The following is a 20,434-nucleotide window of genomic DNA, read 5'->3' as shown; positions in this document are numbered from 1 at the left end:
TATAAATTGTTCACGTTCGCATCTTGCAAGAGAGGATGAGGTCTTCCGCGTTACGTTAAACTGAAGTCAGCCTTTGTCATGTAGCGGTTGTGTCCCACATCAGTAAGAGTGCGGTTCACGCAGTTCACTGCATAAATCCCGACTGTCAACGTCCCTATCCCCAACCTTGGGGAAACAAGTTTTGTAACAGCTGTGGCGCAGTGCTACAGATGTTAGATCGTTATGTGCCGATACAACCCTTGGGTGCGGGGGGATTCGCCCAAATTTACACAGTCTGGGATGAAGTCACACAAAGCGAAAAAGTGCTGAAAGTTTTGGTGGAAGAGTCACCGAAGGCACTGGAATTATTTACGCAAGAGGCGGCGGTTTTGGTGAGTTTGCGGCATCCGGGAGTGCCGAAGGTGGAAGCTGATGGACATTTTCAGGTTAATTTGACTAATCCCAAGCCGCGCCAGTTAGCTTGTCTGGTGATGGAAAAAATCAACGGGCCTACTCTGGGGGAGATTTTAGAAAATTATCCCCAAGGTTGTCCAGAGGACGTTGTTGTTAACTGGTTGATTCAAGCACTAAAAATTTTACAGGAATTGCATAAGCGTCAAATTATTCATCGCGATATCAAACCTTCAAATTTGATGTTGCGGACTCCTGTGTCGACAGCACTACCAAATCAAGGGGGGACTGGCTGGGAACAATTGGTGCTAATTGATTTTGGCGGAGCAAAACACGTTAAAGCGGCAAGGCTGCGTCACGAATCTAGTTCTACAAGGTTATTTTCTTCTGGTTACAGTCCGCCAGAACAGGTGACGGGGGGAAACGTCGGGCCAGAAGCTGATTTTTATGCCCTTGGTCGAACTATGATTGAATTGCTGACAGGGAAGTATCCCGCAGATTTGGAAGATCAGCAAACAGGGGTTTTGCAGTGGCGGAATCGGGTAAATGTAAATCCCCAGTTAGCAGATTTATTAGATGAGATGGTAAATGAGGATGTGCGATCGCGCCCAACCAATGCTGCTATCATCCAAAAACGGCTAGCCAAAATGACTCAACCATCTTCATCGTCACTAGAAACCAGTGTCCAGCGAGTTTTAACCCAAGTTGCTCACCAATCTCAACTTTTAGTGCAAGCGACGGAACAAGCGTTAGGCGACTTTGGTAAAACTGCTCGCAAAATATGTTTGTGGACAGTTAAGACAATATTCCAAATTTTCACAGCTTGTATATCTACGATTTGGGCAATGCTACTGACAGGGTTGGGTGCTGGTGCTGGCACAATTTTTGGCTTTATTTTGGCATATCACACCAGCTTAGGCGATCGCTTCGTTGAATTGATCTCTACTCAGCTACCCGAATTAGCTACTAAATCTCAACCTGCTGTGGGTGCAGAAATCTTAGTATTTGCCGCCGCAGGCTTAGGGACAGCCTGGGGACTCACGATTTCGGGGTGTTTTGGTCAACGACGACGGTTTTTAACAGCCTCATTGATGGGTACAACCAGCTACGTCTTCGGCTGGTTATTGTGGCAAGTTATCACATCAACTAGCGATCGCGGTGAAGGTTTAGTAGCAGCAACTGCGATCGCTGTTTTTCTGTTAGCACTGAGTACACGTTTTCGTAGTCATCACATAGTTTATGCCATACTCGGAGGCTTTGGTGCAGCAATGGGTTTTGCCGCATTGCTAATTTTAGGATTTCCCACCACTGTCTTACAATTTTCTAGTCGTCCCCTGTGGTCAGAATTATCCTTACCCATAGCCTTTTTCAGTTCCGTCGGTATCTTTACTAGCTTTTGGTTAGCAGTAAGTTATTACCTAGTTGTCCCCAGCTTAAAGTTTTTAGGCTGGCGATAGAGTGAGGGACTGGGGACTGGGGACTGGGGATTGGGGATTGGGGATTGGGGATTTGGAGCAGGGAGCAGAGGGGGGTATGAAATATTTCACCCCAATTCCTCATGCCCAAATTAATACCCCCTGATGGTATTTCTTTGGCCATCAGGGGGTTTATATAGGTGATAGACTATAATTTGTTCGGTATAGTTGATTACGATTCGATTCTAAAACTTAAATTCGGATTTGACCACTATAATAAGCAGAATTAATATGATTTTTATAAGTTCTTTATAACCGCTTCATTCACGTTATTTACTGAGAAAACTCGATACAGCCGCCTGGCTACGGCACAAATTATATTTGTCATCCCCAATAATACTTAAAAAATATAAAATTTAAATTATTTTTTGCTGTATCTTTTTTAACTTTTCATTACTCACAGGGTATCTGACTTTTCACTTCATGAGGAAAAGTCCACGGAAAATCTAACTTCCCAACCAGGATTTCAAAGTCTTTCTCCTTGCAGGAGAGAGATTTAGAGAGAGGTTTTCCAGATACCGTGAAAAGTTAGATAGGGTATGAGTCATAATACTTATTTTGTTCCTTACCAATTTCCACGAATTATTTAATTTTGAGTTTTGATTTAATTTATCCCCAGTTAGAAATACATCATTTAAAATACGTTTATTCGCCATTGCTAAACTTAAAAAAGACTTGCTACAGTATCAAAAATATGTTTCAAAAACCATATTTTGACTGCTGCAATCAACCATAAATCATGTTCATCAAGTGGTAGAGATAGTTTTTGTAAAATGTTATCTTGTGGTACAAAATTTATCTGCATAAATGGTATTTTGATGATAATTGTGGTAAAAACTCCCCAAAAAAGCCCAATAAAGTCATATAGATTGCAGAAAATTTTGGCAGAGTTTGACAAACTGAAATCTATCTGCAAAATCAGATTGCCTAACTCATAACCTACGCACAAAAAGATATAGCTAACCTAAATCATTTGTGAGAGCAGAAAACCCCGGTTTCTTTGAAAAACCAGGACTCTGAAGTCTGGATGGCTATAGATAGTTAACATCATAAATTTGCATCTCACCCTCATAGCTTGTTATTGGCAATGGCGTACCCACCCACCGTAGGTGATGGGCTGCGCCCCATCGTAGGCGATGGCTTCCAGCCGACCGAAGGTCATCGCCATTTAAAAAAGCTGTGAATTGAAATATTTATCAGGCATAACATCAAATACTAGATAAAGTCGGAAATTCTTAATTACGAATTTGTAACCTCGCTTTTTGACTTTCATCAACACAATTTCAGATAAACGGGTAAAAAACCATGTCAAGGGTGACTGAGCAGCCAAGCTCAAGAGAGCAGCCACTTGAGCTAGAACAACCTAAGATTTGGTGGGGTCTTGCTGTAGCCCTACCAGTAGCAGTTGCTGCTGGCTTACTAGCTACAGCAAAATTTGAGCAAATCAGCAAGTTCAACCCATCTGTACCCATCAAACCAGTTGCTAGTAGTATTAGTGCTTTGGGACGCTTAGAACCGCAAGGAGAAGTGATTAGACTTTCCGCACCAGCAGGAGGATTGCAATCATCTTCACGAGTTAAGCAGCTCTTCGTCAAAGAGGGAGAACGAGTGAGAAAGGGACAAGTGATTGCCATTTTAGACAATCATGATACTCAACTAGCGGCTATGGACGAAGCAAAAGCAAAACTCCAAGAAGCCCGTGCTAGTTTGGCACAAGTTAGAGTAGGGTCGCCGAGAGATATTCAAGCTCAATCAGCAGTCATTGCACGCTTGCAAGCTCAGTTACGGGGAGAAAGCGAAGCCCAGCAAGCCATGATTACTCGCATAGCCGCCCAATTAAGTGCCGAAAAAATTGCTCAACAAGCTACAGTCAATCGTTTAGAAGCGGAACTCAGAGGCCAACAAGATAGTTTAAGAGCTACACTCAATCGCATCCAAGCCGAGCAACGTAATGCTCAAGTGGATGCGGGACGCTACGATTTTCTCTACCGAGAAGGCGCAATTTCTCAGCAAGAACGAGATAGAAGGCGATTGAGTGCGATTACTGCTAATCAACAGGTAATTGAAACCCAAGCCGCCCTCCGTCAAGCAGTAGGGACTATACGACAGCAAGTAGCTGAGGCTAGAGCAAATCAAGTTAAAACTTTATCAACTTTGCAACAGCAGCTAATAGAAGCTAGAGTTACGCGAGAGAAAACTATCAACACTTTGCAAAGACAAATTGACGAAGAAAAAGCCAGACTCAAAAGACTGGTGGAAGTTAGTCCTACTGATGTGCAGATGGCGCAAGCCCAAGTTAGTAATGCGATCGCTAACGTCAGAAAAGCCGAAGCAGAACTAAAATTAAGCTACGTGCAAGCACCATCGGCTGGGGAAGTTTTAAAAATTCACACCAAATCAGGCGAATCCATTAGCTCAGAAGGTATTGCTGAGATGGGTGAAACTGAACAAATGACGGTGATTGCAGAAGTACCTGAAGACGGTATTGGTAGAGTGCGTGTTGGTCAAAATGTCACTGTCTCTAGCAACAATGGTGCTTTTAGCGGCGAATTAAAAGGAACTGTCACCGAAATTGGTAGAAGAATCGGTAAAAAGGATGTACTAAATACAGATCCCGCAGCTGATGTTGATGCCAGAGTTGTAGAAGTAAAAATTACTTTGTCACCAGAAGATAGTGAAAAAGTTTCTGGTTTAACCTACGCCAAGGTAATGGTTGAAATTAATAACTAATTAGGTGACAGCGGACAGGGGACAGGGTACTGTCTTTAATTTTGAATGCAAGAATTTTGAATTGGAGCGAAGCGACTTGACTAATGACTAATTTTTTCACAGCAATTAATCGTAAGAAAATACCTCTGGCATGGCTACAACTAACACGAGAAAAAACTCGTCTAGCTGTAGCTTTAGCAGGAATCGGCTTTGCGGACATTTTGATGTTTATGCAGCTGGGTTTCCGGGATGCTCTGTACTACAGTAACGTCCGGTTACATGGTAGCTTGCAAGGTGAAATTGTCTTGCTGAATCGTCAATCTAATGCTGTACTGGCGATGAAAAGCTTTTCACAACGACGATTGTATAAAGCTTTAGAATTACCGTCAGTACAATCTGTACATCCTATATATTTGGATTATTCGATTTGGAAAAATCCTGATACTGGTAAAACTCGAAGCATTCTTGTTTTTGGAATTAATCCAGAGACTAATATCTTTAACTTAGAAGGAGTACAAGAAAATTTAGATAAACTCAAACTGCCTGATACTGTTTTATTTGACCGTTCTTCTCGACAAGAATATGGCCCCATTGCCAAATATTTTGATGAAGGCAAAAATATCACCGCAGAAGTTCGCAGACGACGCGTTCAAGTTGGTGGACTATTTACTTTAGGTGCTTCATTTGGTGCTGATGGTAATTTAATCACCAGTGATGTTAATTTTTTGCGTTTATTTCTTAATCGTCAACAAGGATTGATTGATATTGGTTTAATTAAATTAAAACCAGGAGCTAATACTGAAGCTGTTGTCCAAGAATTGCGTAATTACTTACCTGAAGATATCAATGTTTTAAGCAAGCAGGAATTTATTGATTTTGAGCGTCATTATTGGGCGAGTAGCACAGCTATTGGGTTTATTTTCAGTTTAGGGACAATCATGGGGTTTATTGTGGGAACTGTGATTGTTTATCAGATTTTGTATACAGAAGTAGCAGACCATTTATCTGAATATGCTACGTTGAAAGCCATAGGCTACACCCACAAATATCTACTAGGTGTCATTCTACAAGAAGCGATAATCTTGGCTCTTATAGGTTATATGCCCGGCTGGGCTTTTACAATGTTCATGTATAAAACTGCCAGGGACGCTACGTTACTACCAGTTTTCATGAGCTTAGAACGTGCTATTACAGTATTAATTTTGACGTTTATTATGTGCGTTGTTTCTGGGACAATTGCGGTTAGAAAATTGAAGTCTGCCGATCCAGCAGATATTTTTTAATATGCTGTTATCAAAGTGTATGAATTAAAGATTAACCATAAATAATCTTTATTTAGTCCACATTGTAATAAGTAAAATATATTTTTTAATTACGAATTACCAACTTCTCATTCCCCAAATAATCATGAAAAATGAACCTGTAATCGCCATTAGCAATCTCAATCACTACTATGGTAAAGGCGCACTCAAAAAGCAGATTTTATTTGATATTAACCTGGAAATTTATCCCGGAGAAATTGTGATTATGACCGGGCCATCAGGTTCAGGTAAAACTACACTACTGAGTTTGATTGGTGGTTTGCGTTCTGTACAAGAGGGTAGTTTAAAATTTTTAGGTGTAGAGTTATCTGGTGCGAATCAGAGTAAGTTGGTACAAATTCGGCGCAGCATTGGCTATATTTTTCAAGCCCATAATTTGCTAGGATTTTTAACTGCTAAACAAAATGTACAGATGGCGGTGGAGTTAAACGAGCATATTTCTCAAGCGGAAGCGATCGCACAATCACAAGCCATGCTCACAGCAGTAGGATTAGAAAATCGTGTTGAATACTACCCAGATAATATGTCTGGTGGACAAAAACAAAGAATTGCGATCGCCCGCGCCCTGGTAAATAATCCCCCACTAGTGTTAGCCGACGAACCAACCGCCGCTTTAGATAAACAATCAGGACGTGATGTTGTAGAAATTATGCAACGTCTCGCCAAAGATCAAGGAACATCGATTTTGTTAGTCACCCACGATAACCGCATTTTAGACATCGCCGATCGCATCGTCGAAATGGAAGACGGAATTTTAGCCCGCGACTCCCAAACTGCAATCATTAGTTACGAAGCTGGAGCGTGGAGCGAAAAACCGTAATATTGAGGAATGAGCAAGGGAGAGTCATTTATCCCCATGACTATTGACTATCGTTTAGCAGAACCTGATGGCTTCTGTGGTGTGGAAGCATTGGGTTGGCGATTCGTGCGGAAAGTCACGTTTACGCCTTCATTAGATTGTTCCAACACTAATAATGGTGTAGGTTTAGCTTTTTGATCCCAGTGCATGGTGGCAATCCTTCCTTGAAGTGTGGGTTGCCAGTTATCTTCTTCATCTATTGGGCTAAGATAGGTTTCAATACAGTCAATAATTTGGCTAATGGTGGCAGAAGTTGCTTGTGTTGGTAACTTCATCAATCGAATTTGAATCCGAAATAACACGCGTCTAGCGATATTAGGCGGAGTACCCGATTCATATTCAACATCAAAAATTTCATCTATTTGCCGTGCAGCATTGTTAGCAATCCCCACTGTTCCTTGCTGTGGTTGACTGGGGCGTAGAGCTTGGGTAATTTTATCTTTAACCCTGATTTTAATTTGATTAAGAATCGCGAAATGAAATACTTCCTCAGACATCCGCATCCGCAGATAGTCTAGGTTAAAGTCCCGCGAGTTAACTAAATCGGGATTAGTTTCCATTTTGCGAATTGTTTCCAGAGCTAGTTTAAATTTTTTCTCTAATTCTCTGGCACGGAATTGTTCAAATTTGACTTTTTTCTCAAATTTAGTGATTTGGAGTTTCCCAAAAATCATCAACGCAATCAACGCTACAAATAATCCTCCAGAGGACATCATGAAAACCGATGGTATCTGAGAATCTTGTGCCGATGCTTGCTGTGTTGGTGTCAGCTTTTTTTGTTTTGGCGACTGTGTTTGAGCAAGGTATGTAGGAGTTAGCATAGGTCATAAACAGAAACACTGGACTTATTATTTTTAGGATGCCCATATTTTGCCTATGAACTTGCTGTATTATTGGTATTTTTTACAGCTTGTCTCCCACTGCATATGTACAGAAACCCAAGTGTGCCAACGGGGCAGTTTCCAAATCTCAAGCCCTTGTCATCAGATACATCGGCTGATTGGAGCAAGATTCGCCTCATCGCTACTGATATGGATGGCACACTGACGAATCAGGGAAAATTTTCTACTGCTTTACTGCAAACTTTGGAAGATTTACAAGCGGTTGGAATTAAAGTCATCATCGTCACAGGACGTTCTGCTGGCTGGGTAAACGGATTAAATAGCCTCATGCCAATTGCTGGTGCGATCGCAGAAAATGGCGGCTTATTTTATCGATCTGGAAGTGAGGAAACAGTGCCTTTAACGCCCATTCCTGAATTAACAGCCCATCGCCAACACCTAAACTCAACCTTTACCGAATTAAAAACCAAATTTCCCCAAATTCAAGAATCAGCCGACAATCGCTTTCGCATTACTGACTGGACATTTAATGTAGCGGAGTTGAGTTTAGATGAACTGCAAACTATTAGTCATCTCTGTCAACAAATGGGTTGGGGATTTACTTACAGTAACGTTCAGTGTCACATCAAACCCCCAGGACAAGAGAAAGCTATAGGTTTATTACAAGTATTGCGAGAATACTTTCCTGATTATTCTCCAGAACAAATTGTGACAGTTGGTGATAGTCCCAATGATGAAACTTTATTTAATCAGAGTTATTTCCCAATATCTGTAGGCGTGGCGAATGTGCAGAAATACGCCAATCAAATGCAATATCAGCCAGTTTACATTACCACGGCGGCTGAGGGAGAGGGCTTTTGTGAGTTGTCGAGTTATATCTTGGAAAGCAAGAGATAGAGGCTAGGGAAAACTCTTCGATTTCCCCAGTCCCCAATCCCTACACCAAATAACTAGTATTCGGCACAATAGGAAAGAAAGCATACTCATACCAAGCAGTCCAGATAAAACTACGAATCCAGCGATCGCGTTTTTCTGGACTCAACTCATACTCAAATACGCCACGAGATAAATCAATCGCCGAGAGATGCGAGTTACAACCGCAACCATGCTGATAAGTAAAACCATATTTAGAAGCAATACTTTGCACCTTCATTTGCATGGCAAATACTTTACAGGCATGAAGCATGGCATCCCAAGAACGCTTGTGTGTGATATCCCGCTTGTCAAATCTCAAGGCGCGTTCTTCAAACACATGATCTCGATAAATTGGGGCTAAATGCACATGATAAAAACTGGCTGGGAGTTCGTAACCAAACTCATCGAAGAGTTCTAAGCCAATCCGCGCTACTTTGACTTCATCAGCGTAATCAGACCCCTTTAACTCTAAATTCCGCAAGATTTCCCCAAAATTGGGATAGTTATGAGTCAGGAAATCATGACCGTAGAACTCTAGAGTTTCTCGTGCTAATTGCCCAAATAACTGACAAAATGACTGCTTGAGGTGTGCAAGTTCCGGACGTTCGTTAAACAAGTCAACATCACCCTGTTCTAACTTGTATAAGAACAACTGCGCCATCTCAACATAAACCTTTGGATTGCAGAGTCCGGTATTGACTGCACCTTTAGCAATATCTTGCCATATAGAAGGAAGTTGAGTCACTGCAACAGCATTTTCGCCTGCTATGACTGCGACACTGGGAAATTCAAGAAGCTGCATTAACAATCTCCGTAAGTAAGCTTTAGATTGATGTTTGCTGAAAATACTTACACGCAGCGTAAGCCATTGTTACAACTCCTGTCACAATAGCAGATTCATCCACTTCAAATTCAGGGTGATGTAAGGGATGATTGATAATTCGCTCAGGGTAGCCTACACCCAAGCGAAACATTGAACCAGGGACGTGTTCTAAATATACAGAAAAATCTTCCGCACCTAGAGATGGTTCTGGTAAAACTTGGACGCGATCGCTACCCCAAGCTGCTTCACCGGCGGACTGGAATAGTTGAGTCAGCGCATAATCATTATTGACACCAGGTACACCTTGGTGATATTTAACTTTATACCGCGCACCAAAGGAATGGCAGACATTAGCCACAATTTTCTCAATCCAGTTAGGTAGTTGAGTGCGGGTTTCTGGATGGAGCGATCGCACTGTTCCCAATAACTGTACCTGATCAGCAATAATATTAGCCGCTCTCCCGCCGCTAATCTTCCCAATACTCAACACCACCGGACGCAAGGGGTTCTGAGTCCGGCTAATGGCTTGTTGCAAAGCTGTAATCACCTGCGCAGCAATCCAAATCGCGTCAATCGCCTCATGGGGACGCGCCCCATGACCCGATTCCCCCATAATGATAATCTCTAAATCATCAGCCGCCGCCGTCAAAGCCCCATAACGCACACCAATCGAACCAGCCGGGATAGAAGGGAAAACATGAACTCCTAACACCGCCGCAACGTTTTTCATCACCCCATCTTCGATCATCCAGCTTGCGCCTTGGGCGATTTCCTCCGCAGGCTGAAACAAGAACCGCACATTTCCGCCTAATTCCTCCGCCATTTGGGAAAGTATCATAGCCGTTCCCAAACCTACCGTAGTATGGATATCATGACCGCAAGCGTGCATGACACCTTTTGTTTTAGACGCATACTCTAACCCAGTAGATTCTTGAATTGGCAAAGCATCCATATCAGTGCGAATTGCCAAGAAAGGCTCATCCTCAGCAGCAGTTTTGATTTCTCCCACTACCCCGGTTTTGCCAATTCCTTCTTGTACACGCAGACCACTAGAAGATAAGACACCGGCCACAAACGCAGCAGTTTGATATTCCTGACCGCTAAGTTCTGGATGAGAGTGAATGTGACGACGAATCTCAATGAGGCGGGGTGCTAGTTTTGTGGCTAAGTCTTGAATATGGGTCAGCATTGCTTGATATTAATTTACAGGCTTTGTTCCATCATAAAGAGGGATTGGGGATCGGGGATTGGGGACTGGGAATATGATACAAAATTAAGCATCTTTGCCTGTAAGAATTATTGTCCTGTTATGCAGAAAATCAATATTCTGAGGATAAGCCCAGACTGGGGGAATTTTGGACTCTTGATCAAATATTTTTTTATAAGAATATTCTTCACTAATTAAGCTCTTAAAGAATTGATTAATTTCAGGATATAACTCCTTCAAGTTGGCATTTTTAAAAAATCTTTCATAGTAAAGTGAATTAATAGCAATGTATTTAGGTCGGCGTTTAGCTAAATCTTCTTGCGAGTAAAAATTTAAATTTTGATCTGATTTCTGAGACTCTCTCCACCTTTTAATAATCCAAGAATCTTCTTTAAATTTACTTGTTAAAATCTGCTGAAATAACTTTCCTCGCCCTGAAATAAAAGGCATATTTCTGGATTTTAGCTTAACTCCTGGTAAGCGATTCCATGTAGGAATATATGCAGTATTTTCTATTGAACTCAACTCAGGTATATTGCGCTTTACCCACTCCTGCGCTACCATCCGTGGATCGTCTGAAAATCTTTTACCTACATATAAACTGCAAACAGTATTGTAACTGATAATAATTACTAAAATAACTGATATAGCCGCTTTATTAGACTTAATTTGATTCCAAAACGGGCCTGACAGCATGAGCCAGAAAGGTACTATAGGCAGTATAAAGCGAGTTTCCAATCTAGGGAAATTAGCAAATTTATAGTAGTAAATAATAAAAACAGTTAGAACTAATAAAACACCTTTGATACTCTTCTTCTCTTTACTGCTAAAAGTAATGTATAGAGAATACAATATCGCTAAACTAAGAATTATCAAAGAGGGAAGTCCAACAATCTCACGAATATATATGGAAAAGAAAGTGAAGTAGTTAGTACCCGTTATTTCACCATTATATATAGGGGTCGTAATATAGTTATATAAAAAATCGGAAACAAACTGACGATAATTTATTAATGCAAATGGATTACCAATTAAAAAGCCCATCACAACTGTTAACAAACTTAAAATTAGCTTTTTACTGAAAAGGATTTTTTTCCAAGCTAGTTCGTTATAGGATAAAAGATGAGCCAAAACAATTCCAATACCAACGGATAGTCCATTATATTTTGTTGCTGTCGCAATTCCTGTGAAAAGTCCAGCTAAAAAGTAGTCCGATACTTTACCTTGTAAATATATACTTTGAATAAAGTAAAAAGATAAGAGCATCCAAAAAATTAAAGGAATGTCTGCTGTCAAAAAATGACTATAAACTATAAAGCCGCTACTAGTAGCAAAAATTAGTGTGATAATGCGAGCAGCAAACAATCCAAAAAATCTTTTATTTATGTGAAAATTTAAAAAAATCGATCCCAAAAATAAAGATGCAGTAATAATTTTAGACCAGAGAAGAATCACTGAACCAGAAGTCAGAGAATTTTGGGATAGACGAAAAATTTTCTCAATAAATTTGAGTGGAATGTAGGATAATATAAAGTTGAAGTATGTATGAAAAGGGGGCTTAAGAAATTCACTAGGGCTGGAGAAAATTTCACCTAGAGAAAGGTTGCCTTTGAATACCATTTGATCTGGATTCCACTCTTCTACTCTTCCCCAATTGATGCCATAGATGCAAAAAATAAAGCCGGATATCAGAGCTATGAGCAAATAGCTATCTAGTTTTATTATTCTTAACCTATTGAAAATACCCATCTTAAATTCAAGTTGTTATAAATTCAGCTAATTTGGGTAATCTTAATGTGTATTTATCTAATTAGCAAGTATAAATTTATATTTACTTTAAATTTATATTTACTTTAAATTTATCAATTTTTTATGTTGATTAAGTTAGTAGGTATTGCAACAGTGTTATGATGTCAAACATAGGTTGTATTTGGCTTTTGATTTGTCGTTGTAACAAATAACAACTCTACTACATCATCTCTCCCTCTTCATACTATTTTTTGGCTAATGTCAGAAGTGTTGAATGTTAAGATTTTGAGGATATTGCTCAAGTCGTGCATTGGTATTGGTGATACCAAATTCGAGTAGTTAATGACTTTATTGTCAATAGACAAGCAAATTTTTCTAGGCAGAACACAAAGATTGTAAAGTTGTGTTGCGAGATTCAACACTTCTGGGCTAATGTATTCCTATAAGTTATAAATTATTAGAAATAGTTTTAAATTTTTCTGATGAACTTAAAGAATAATCTTCTAATTTAAAATCAGCAAAAGGCTGTTTTTCTAACCTATCGCGTAGGGCTTCATCTATAGTTACACCTTTTGATTTATTTTTAACTCCTATAATAATAACGCTGCGTTGGTATCTAGTTATATCTTGGTTTGGCTTACAGTCTCTGCGCTGGAATTGACCTAAGTTTAATAAGCGATATCCTTTAACACTGGGTGTATTTTTAAATAATTTTTGTACTAAGAGTTGTATTTGTTGGGAACGTTCAAATGCTCTAATTTGTGCAGTTGCTAATTTTATATCACAAGAAGCTATACCTACAGAAATAATTTCATTAGGATTATCCATTATTTTCTGGATATTTTCTTGTTCTAAAAGTAATTTTAAAACATCAAGACTAATAGTTTGAGAGTTATTTGTAACTTGAAAATTACTGTCTGTAAGCCATTTATACTCTACTGATAAAATGGCAATGTTAAATTCAGCCCCTCTACCTTGACTATCTCTTCCTTCTTCATAAGCAAAATAATCAATCTTCCCTTTTCTTTCTGGAGATTGAGTTGCTATTGGTAATAATGTTGCGAATTGTGGATAACCTATCATTAAGGCAACTATACTAAGTAACCCTAATGAAAATAGAAGTGCTAAGAATATAGATATTAAAGGTATTTTTTTTTGTTGTTTGGCTGATAGAGAGGGAGGTGTATCAAGTTTTAGCTGAGTTAATTCTAAAGCTTGGGACTTTTTTGGAAGATGAATATTTTCACTTTCAATTATAGTTTTAGGCTGTTCAACTTCTTTAATGCGCTGTAAAATTTCTTTAGTATTGGCAGGACGGCTAGTTAAGTCTGGTGTCATCAGCCAATCAATTAAATTCAATAATAGTGGAGAAACTTGATTGGCATAACTGCGCCAATGCACTAAATTATCGGGGGCATCATACATATCTAGAGGATGTTTTCCCGTCAACAAAAAAACGAAGGTGCGCCCCAATGCAAAAAAATCTGATTGTAATGTCACTTTTCCTTGCATTTGTTCTGGTGCGCTATAACCAGATGAGATGGTGGGGTTATTGCTATGATTTTGGTAATTCTTGGTTAGTTCTCTAGCTGTACCAAAGTCAATCAAAACTAATTGTCCATCTGGTCGGATGATGATGTTCGATGGCTTAATATTTAAGTGCAGATACCTTTGGCTATGTACTAAATCTAAAACCTCTACTATCTGTTTTAACCAAATGATGGCTTGTGCTTGAGAAGTGGGTTGAGGTTGTTTTTCTAACCACTGTTCTAAGTTAATTCCGTAAATTTTTTCTAAGACAAGGCAGTATAAACTTAAGTTATTTCTAGTGTGATGCTGAAAATACGCATCTACTCTAGGAATACCTGGATGATTCAGTTTTCCCAAGACAACGGCTTCTTGATGAAACAGTTCTATGGCTTTAACATCCGAGAGATTTGCTTGTAGGACTTTGAGAATTTTAGCTGTGTCTTGTTCATAAGCTTCATAGACTTTCCCAAATCCAGTTGTATCACTCAATAAGTGCATCACCCTATAGCGTCCCACTAGTTCCAACTGAGAACCACAACTTTGACAAAAGCGGTTTTTTTCATTTTTGAGATGGTTAGGTTTAGGGCAAACTGGATTAATGCAAAGGCTCATGATGGGAAGTCAAAAGTCAACAAATTTTGGATTTTGGATTTTGGATTGACCCCGACCACCAGGGTATAGGGCTGGGAGATTTTGGATTTTCTTCAATCTAAAATGGGCATCGGTCAAAAGTCGAAAGAATAAAACTGAGTTTTACTCTTTTGTTGGTGTCTATTAATAATCAGATTTGTTTTATTTAGATTCTGCTAAAAATGCTGCAACTGTCTGGTTAAATACTTCCGGTGCAGTCAAAAATGGCCAATGATTACCGGGAACTTGACACAGGCGGAGGTTTTTCAGATAGGTTTTATAGGGCTTGATTTGCCAGTCTAAACGGTTCAGTCCTTCTTTTGGCTGGATAAATAGGGCGGAAGTTTCTAAGGGGGTAGTAAAGCCAGGTACTCGCATCACGTCCTCAAAAATGCGATCGCGGGCGTTAATTGTGAATTTACTACCCCAGCTACCATCCGGTTTTTGTTCTAGACCGGCTTGAAAAACCTGCTGTTGTAATGTATTCCAACCCTGATATTGATTTAATTGCTTGGCCTGTGCTTCGGCTACGTCATAACTGGTAAATGGCCCCATACCTTTGAGAAAGGAGAGGTATCGGTACAACAGGGGGAAAGTTAGCCGCAAGATGCTGGGCATTTTCCAAATAAAAATGGGATCGACTAGCACCATACTCCGCAAGCGTTGGGGGTTGACTCTCGCCCAGATAGCCGCTAGTTTACCAGTCCACGAATGACTGACAAGATGAGCAGATGACCACCCCAAATGATCCATGAGTGCTTCTAGGTCTGCGATCGCACTTTCAAAAGTATAGTCTGTTTCTGGCTTACTGCTTTCGCCATGACCGCGCATATCTGGCGCAACTATATGATAATTCGCCGCTAAATCATCTCCTAAACTCGACCACACCAAAGCATGGTCAGCTAAACCATGCAACAACAGTAATGGTTCTTTCCCTTGATTCCATTCCAAGTAAGATAGTTGAATATCAGGTGTTGATAGAGTTTTACGTACAGGCATCGTCTTTAGTAATTCAAAATTCAAAATACTCTACGAGTAGCAAGCTACAAAATTTCAAACGAAGGGGACAGTTCCTGATAGACACTCTTGCTTCTGGAATGATGCACACATCATACTATCCTCCTCAATTGAGGGGAGGGAGTTGGGGGTGTGGTTCTTGTACTTCACTCAACTGAAAAACTTTATAGTTTCGTGCTTATTATGGTACTGCGAAAGTCTTGACCTACCAAGGGTGGACAAGATGTTCCATTTGACTAAGTGGAATGTGATTAAATGACACATCCATCACGGGAAAACTTCCCAACCAGAGAGATGTGTCACTATTCTCTTGCTAAACCAATAAAAAACTGAAGTTAGGAAAATTAGCTAATTCTCCTAACTTCAGCGATCGCAATATGGAATGCTAATTAAGGATAGTCAAAAACTACACGACTACCTGGCCGCCAATCACAATGGATAAAACCTCTGTGCATTCCTCTACCGAGTCCTGTGCAATCAGAAGCGCGACAAATTTCTAAAAGTTTGGTAAAGTTGCCGTCGGAAGGGGCAATATCAAGGGCTAGACCGTTAATGTGCTGAGAATAACGTGCGCCTCCTATCCGCCGATTCACACTAGGAGGACGATAGGCAGAATTGATAGAAATTGGAATACCGTATTTATCACGAATTTTGCCAAAGCCTTTAGTTGCTTTGATTATGTTATTAAGCACTGCTTTTGACTCTGGGTTTCTTTGGGGATCACATCCTTTAGTGATTTCACCCCAAGTCAGAGGAACTCCCGCCACTATCAGTTCATTTTCGTAAACTGTCTCTCCAGTTACTAACCTTAAAGTACGTCCTGTCTTCGTGGCTATAATGGATACAGGTAGTGGTTTTAATAGCTGAGTTTGTTCTTCATTAGTTTGATGGTTTTCTGCTATCTCTAATAAATTAGATGCAGTAGTCGGTCCCAATAATTCAGGAGAATCTAGCCAAACACTTTCTTTAAATTCTGCAAATGCTTTTTGGCTTAATTCACCTACAATGCCATCAACTTTACCTTTATACAAATTTTTTCTAGTAAGTAAAGTTTGAATTTCTTTGATAATTTCAGGATCAGCTTCAGTGAGTTTGACCGTGCTATTGGTAGATTGAAATTTTTCTAAGTTCGGAAATTCCACAGTAGAATCTGACATAGATGCGTCTCCTTTAGTTATGGATTTCAATTATTTTTTAGTGATTGCCCAGCCTAATGACGAGTAACATTCATAAATAACAGTAATTCCTCCTGCTATTTCGCAATTAAACTAAATTTTTAGTAATTTCATTGCTAATATCTTCACTATCGATGTCTCTGAAGCAGAAATATATCTTAGTTATGTATTGTTTATTTGGTCATTCGTATTTTTGACTAGTTATTATTTATGAGTATAACGCTGTAAATTATACACAAAAGATTCCTAAATTAACTGTTACAATTGCTTAAACAAGTATTAAATTTTACGGCTGTATATTGACATCTTCAGCTTTAGTCGTCAGTAAACAGTTGTAAAGGCAATTTGTGATGACCTACAGTCGGTCGTAGACCAACACCTGTAGTAGGCGGAATGCCATCGCACCATTCTTGATGCAGTTGTGCGTAGTCCTGACAACAAACAAATTAAAATATTAAGTTACTAAACCCGAATCTAAGAGATAATGCTGCCTACAGGATGCAGTAAAATTAATCCTTTAGATAGAGGAGGGCAAAAAGATGACCCGTGTCATCATCGTGCGTCACGGTCAAAGCACATATAACACCGAAAGACGCATTCAAGGGCGCACTGACGTATCAAGGTTAACGGAGAAAGGTCGTAGTGATGCAGGTAAAGTAGGCAAAGCCCTCAGTAATATTGCCTTTAATGCAATTTATAGCAGTCCACTCCAGCGAGCTAAACAGACAGCAGATATTATTTATGGTGAGTTAGCATCTAATTCGGGAAAATCGTCTGTTGTCCAAACATCTGACCAATTAATGGAAATTGATCTGCCTCTATGGGCAGAAATGCTGTCTAGCGATGTTCAGCAGAAGTTTCCAGAAGATTACCGCATTTGGCATGAACACCCCGACGAATTTCAGATGTTGGTGAATGATACAGGGGGAACACGCGAACATTTCCCTGTGCTGGCTGTGTATGAACAAGCACGGCAGTTTTGGCAAGAAATCTTACCCCATCATCAAGGTGAAACCATTCTCATCGTCGGGCATAACGGCATCAATCGCGCTCTCATTAGCACCGCCCTGGGTATTCATCCCAATCGCTACCATTCCGTTCAACAATCTAACTGCTGCATCAGCGTCTTAAACTTTTCTGGTGGTTTGGGAGAACCCGTACAACTAGAGTCGATGAACCAGACGCAACACATGGGCGAAATGCTGCCGTCATTGCGACCAGGCCATCAAGGCGTAAGATTGTTGTTGGTACGTCACGGTGAAACTGAGTGGAATCGCCAAACCAGATTTCAAGGGCAAATCGATGTTCCCCTCAACGATAACGGCAGACAGCAAGCACAAAAAGCCGGGGAATTTCTCCAAAATGTTGCCATTGACTTTGCTGTAAGTAGCACTATGGCACGTCCTAAAGAAACTGCCGAAATTATTTTGCAACATCATCCCAGTGTAAATTTAGAGTTGCAAGAGGGCTTAAGAGAAATCAGTCACGGACTTTGGGAAGGAAAATTAGAAGTAGAAATAGACCAAGAATTCCCCGGAGAGTTGCACCGTTGGCGAACAACACCAGGTACAGTGCAAATGCCAGAAGGGGAAAATTTACAACAAGTCTGGGAACGTAGCAGTGCTACATGGCAAGCAATTGTACAAGCCGCCTTAGAAAATCAACGCCAAACCGGATTAATCGTAGCTCACGACGCTACCAACAAAACCTTACTGTGTCATATCCTAGGTTTACCTGCGGATAATTTCTGGAATTTCCGCCAAGGTAACGGTGCTGTCAGCGTCATCGACTATCCTTGTGGACTGAATGGTTTGCCAGTATTACAAGCGATGAACATCACCTCTCATTTAAGTGGCGGTGTACTGGATAAAACAGCAGCTGGGGCATTATAGGGTGTTAACAATGAGAGATAAACAGCTGAAGCACTAAATAGCTCAAATGACAACTGAACTTCTGCAACAAGTAAGGGTGATTGACCCAGTTTCGCAAACTGACCAAGTATCTGATGTGCTAATTGCCAATGGTGAAATCCAAGCATTAGCGGCACAAATTAGCGATATCAGTCCTGATACCCAAATTAGGGATTGTCGGGGACTAGTTTTGGGGACTGGGTTAGTGGACTTGTATAGTCACTCCGGCGAACCAGGGTTTGAAGAACGGGAAACGCTGTTGTCGTTTTTACAGGCTGCTGCTGCTGGTGGCTTTACCAGAGTCAACATTCTACCCGATACATCGCCAGTTATTGATAATCCCGCGCTGGTGGCGCAGTTGCAGAAGGGGATGAGGGGACAAGGGGGAAATGTTGCTTTGTCTTTCCCCTCTCTTCCCTGTGTCCAAGTCTGGGGCGCAATTACCCTGGATGTAGCTGGGAAGCAGATGACGGAATTAGCAGATTTAGCGGCTGCGGGAGTTGTGGGGTTTACTGATGGTTTGCCTTTAGATAATTTAGGATTAGTGCGGCGGCTATTGGAATATGTGCAGCCTTTAGGAAAACCTGTAGCATTTTGGCCTTGCGATCGCCAACTCGCATCTAATGGTGTAATGAGGGAAGGTGCAGATGCCTTGCGGTTTGGTTTACCTCCTGTCCCCGTGAGTGCGGAAACAACTGCGATCGCTGCTTTAATAGAATTGGTAGCTACCATCGGCACACCCATACATATTATGCGCGTCTCCACAGCCCGCAGTGTAGAATTAATCGCCGCCGCCAAGTCTCAAGGTTTACCCATCACTGTCAGCACCACATGGATGCACCTATTGTTAGATACCAAGGCTGTTAAAAGTTATCACACCAGTCTGCATTTAGACCCACCTTTAGGCAATACCACTGATATGCAGGCTTTGCGATCAGCAGTGCGTACAGGAATTGTAGATGCGATCGCTATTGATCATACACCTTACAGCTACGAAGAGAAAGTCCAAGCCTTTGCTGAAGCACCATCAGGGGCAATTGGGTTAGAATTAGCGTTACCTCTGTTGTGGCAGTATCTTGTAGAAACTGGGGAATTTACAGCATTAGAATTGTGGCAAGCTTTGAGTAACCGTCCAGCCGAATGTTTACAAGCAAAAGTCAGTAAAATTGCGCCCCATCACCAAGCTGAACTAACCTTATTTAACCCGCAAACAACCTGGAAAGTAGAAAGGAAAAATCTGCACACCCTTTCGAGTAATACCCCGTGGCTAGGACAAGAACTAAGAGGTCGAGTTGTGCAAACTTGGTGTTAATTCTAACATCTCTATATTATGAGTTAGCGATCGGGCTAATACACTTATTTTTCTGAATCTTGGTTTCTACTTGAGACACTTCAGAAATTTTATTAAATAACCTACCCCCTATTTCTTTTACAGATTGCTCCTCAAAATTCATTTCCTCAGCAATCACACGATAAAACTTATCTTCCCAGATTCCTAAAAACACATTCTTTTCTGCATCACTAAAACCAGCCCCATTTTTGGAAGCAACCAGGCTATCAATAAAAGTAAATGCGTCTTCTCCGTTCATTAGTTGCTATAAATGACTGGTAGTTATTCATACTAACCCAAAATCGAGAATATTTTTGCATAAATGCAGTTTTACTGCGTTGTCGTTAGCCTTAAATCCACGTGAGTTCGATGACTTCTCCCCAACCCCTCTCCGACGCGGAGAGGGGCTTAAATATCTGGAAATCTCAACGAAAAATAAAGGTTTTAAAGCCTCTCTCCTTGCAGGGGCTACGGTGTACACACATCTCTATGCTGAGTGCAAAATGTGGCTTGATCCCCCTAAATCCCCCTTAAAAAGGGGGACTTTGATT

Annotated in this window: 15 protein-coding genes; 7 read left to right on the top strand and 8 right to left on the bottom strand. The window is 40.5% G+C overall.

Features of this window, described 5'->3' with window-relative positions; all coding sequences use genetic code 11:
• Positions 1-89 precede the first annotated feature (89 nt).
• The 4 genes from VB693_RS06610 (at position 90) to VB693_RS06595 (ending at position 6,716) form a co-directional block, all read left to right on the top strand.
• Positions 90-1,847 carry a serine/threonine protein kinase gene (locus tag VB693_RS06610; protein ID WP_323265557.1) on the top strand — a complete coding sequence of 586 codons (1,758 nt, stop codon included), beginning with the start codon at positions 90-92 and terminating at the stop codon, positions 1,845-1,847.
• Between the two features lie 1,323 nt (positions 1,848-3,170).
• Entirely contained in the window at positions 3,171-4,595 is a 1,425-nt protein-coding gene (locus VB693_RS06605) for an HlyD family efflux transporter periplasmic adaptor subunit (protein WP_323265556.1), read from the top strand.
• Between the two features lie 83 nt (positions 4,596-4,678).
• Entirely contained in the window at positions 4,679-5,857 is a 1,179-nt protein-coding gene (devC, locus tag VB693_RS06600; protein ID WP_323265555.1) for an ABC transporter permease DevC, read from the top strand.
• 124 nt (positions 5,858-5,981) lie between these two features.
• Positions 5,982-6,716 carry a DevA family ABC transporter ATP-binding protein gene (locus VB693_RS06595; protein ID WP_190696423.1) on the top strand — a complete coding sequence of 245 codons (735 nt, stop codon included), beginning with the start codon at positions 5,982-5,984 and terminating at the stop codon, positions 6,714-6,716.
• Positions 6,717-6,763: 47 nt separating this feature from the next.
• Here the strand turns inward: VB693_RS06595 and VB693_RS06590 are convergent, their stop codons facing one another.
• Positions 6,764-7,576, bottom strand: a complete 813-nt coding sequence (locus VB693_RS06590; RefSeq protein ID WP_323265554.1) for a hypothetical protein — start codon at positions 7,574-7,576, stop codon at positions 6,764-6,766.
• A gap of 105 nt (positions 7,577-7,681) precedes the next feature.
• Here VB693_RS06590 and VB693_RS06585 point away from each other — a divergent pair, with 105 nt between their 5' ends.
• Complete coding sequence (locus tag VB693_RS06585) at positions 7,682-8,494, top strand: HAD family hydrolase (RefSeq protein WP_323265553.1); 813 nt, start codon at positions 7,682-7,684, stop codon at positions 8,492-8,494.
• A 40-nt stretch (positions 8,495-8,534) separates the two neighbouring features.
• On the opposite strand, the gene VB693_RS06580 is transcribed toward VB693_RS06585, so the two are convergent.
• The 6 genes from VB693_RS06580 to VB693_RS06555 form a co-directional block, all read right to left on the bottom strand.
• Positions 8,535-9,314 carry a hypothetical protein gene (locus tag VB693_RS06580; protein ID WP_323265552.1) on the bottom strand — a complete coding sequence of 260 codons (780 nt, stop codon included), beginning with the start codon at positions 9,312-9,314 and terminating at the stop codon, positions 8,535-8,537.
• A 22-nt stretch (positions 9,315-9,336) separates the two neighbouring features.
• A complete protein-coding gene (locus VB693_RS06575; RefSeq protein WP_323265551.1) occupies positions 9,337-10,524 on the bottom strand; it encodes a M20 family metallopeptidase in 1,188 nt (395 codons plus the stop codon).
• Positions 10,525-10,608: 84 nt separating this feature from the next.
• Positions 10,609-12,291, bottom strand: a complete 1,683-nt coding sequence (locus tag VB693_RS06570) for an ArnT family glycosyltransferase (RefSeq protein ID WP_323265550.1) — start codon at positions 12,289-12,291, stop codon at positions 10,609-10,611.
• Between the two features lie 447 nt (positions 12,292-12,738).
• Positions 12,739-14,433 carry a serine/threonine-protein kinase gene (locus VB693_RS06565; RefSeq protein ID WP_323265549.1) on the bottom strand — a complete coding sequence of 565 codons (1,695 nt, stop codon included), beginning with the start codon at positions 14,431-14,433 and terminating at the stop codon, positions 12,739-12,741.
• Positions 14,434-14,613: 180 nt separating this feature from the next.
• Entirely contained in the window at positions 14,614-15,450 is an 837-nt protein-coding gene (locus VB693_RS06560; protein WP_323265548.1) for an alpha/beta hydrolase, read from the bottom strand.
• Between the two features lie 407 nt (positions 15,451-15,857).
• The gene (locus VB693_RS06555; protein ID WP_323265547.1) at positions 15,858-16,625 is read right to left on the bottom strand and encodes a D-Ala-D-Ala carboxypeptidase family metallohydrolase; all 768 of its coding nucleotides are present in this window, start codon (positions 16,623-16,625) and stop codon (positions 15,858-15,860) included.
• Between the two features lie 557 nt (positions 16,626-17,182).
• On the opposite strand from VB693_RS06555, the gene VB693_RS06550 reads away from it, so the two are divergent.
• Positions 17,183-18,535 carry a histidine phosphatase family protein gene (locus tag VB693_RS06550; RefSeq protein ID WP_323265546.1) on the top strand — a complete coding sequence of 451 codons (1,353 nt, stop codon included), beginning with the start codon at positions 17,183-17,185 and terminating at the stop codon, positions 18,533-18,535.
• A gap of 46 nt (positions 18,536-18,581) precedes the next feature.
• Positions 18,582-19,865 (top strand): dihydroorotase, encoded by a 1,284-nt coding sequence (locus VB693_RS06545; RefSeq protein WP_323265545.1) that lies wholly within the window; start codon positions 18,582-18,584, stop codon positions 19,863-19,865.
• A gap of 16 nt (positions 19,866-19,881) precedes the next feature.
• Here the strand turns inward: VB693_RS06545 and VB693_RS06540 are convergent, their stop codons facing one another.
• The gene (locus tag VB693_RS06540) at positions 19,882-20,142 is read right to left on the bottom strand and encodes a hypothetical protein (RefSeq protein WP_323265544.1); all 261 of its coding nucleotides are present in this window, start codon (positions 20,140-20,142) and stop codon (positions 19,882-19,884) included.
• Positions 20,143-20,434 lie beyond the last annotated feature (292 nt).

The organism is Anabaena sp. UHCC 0399 (genome assembly GCF_034931465.1).
GTDB classification, from domain to species: domain Bacteria; phylum Cyanobacteriota; class Cyanobacteriia; order Cyanobacteriales; family Nostocaceae; genus Trichormus; species Trichormus minutissimus.
This window is presented reverse-complemented; position numbering and strand designations above follow the sequence as displayed.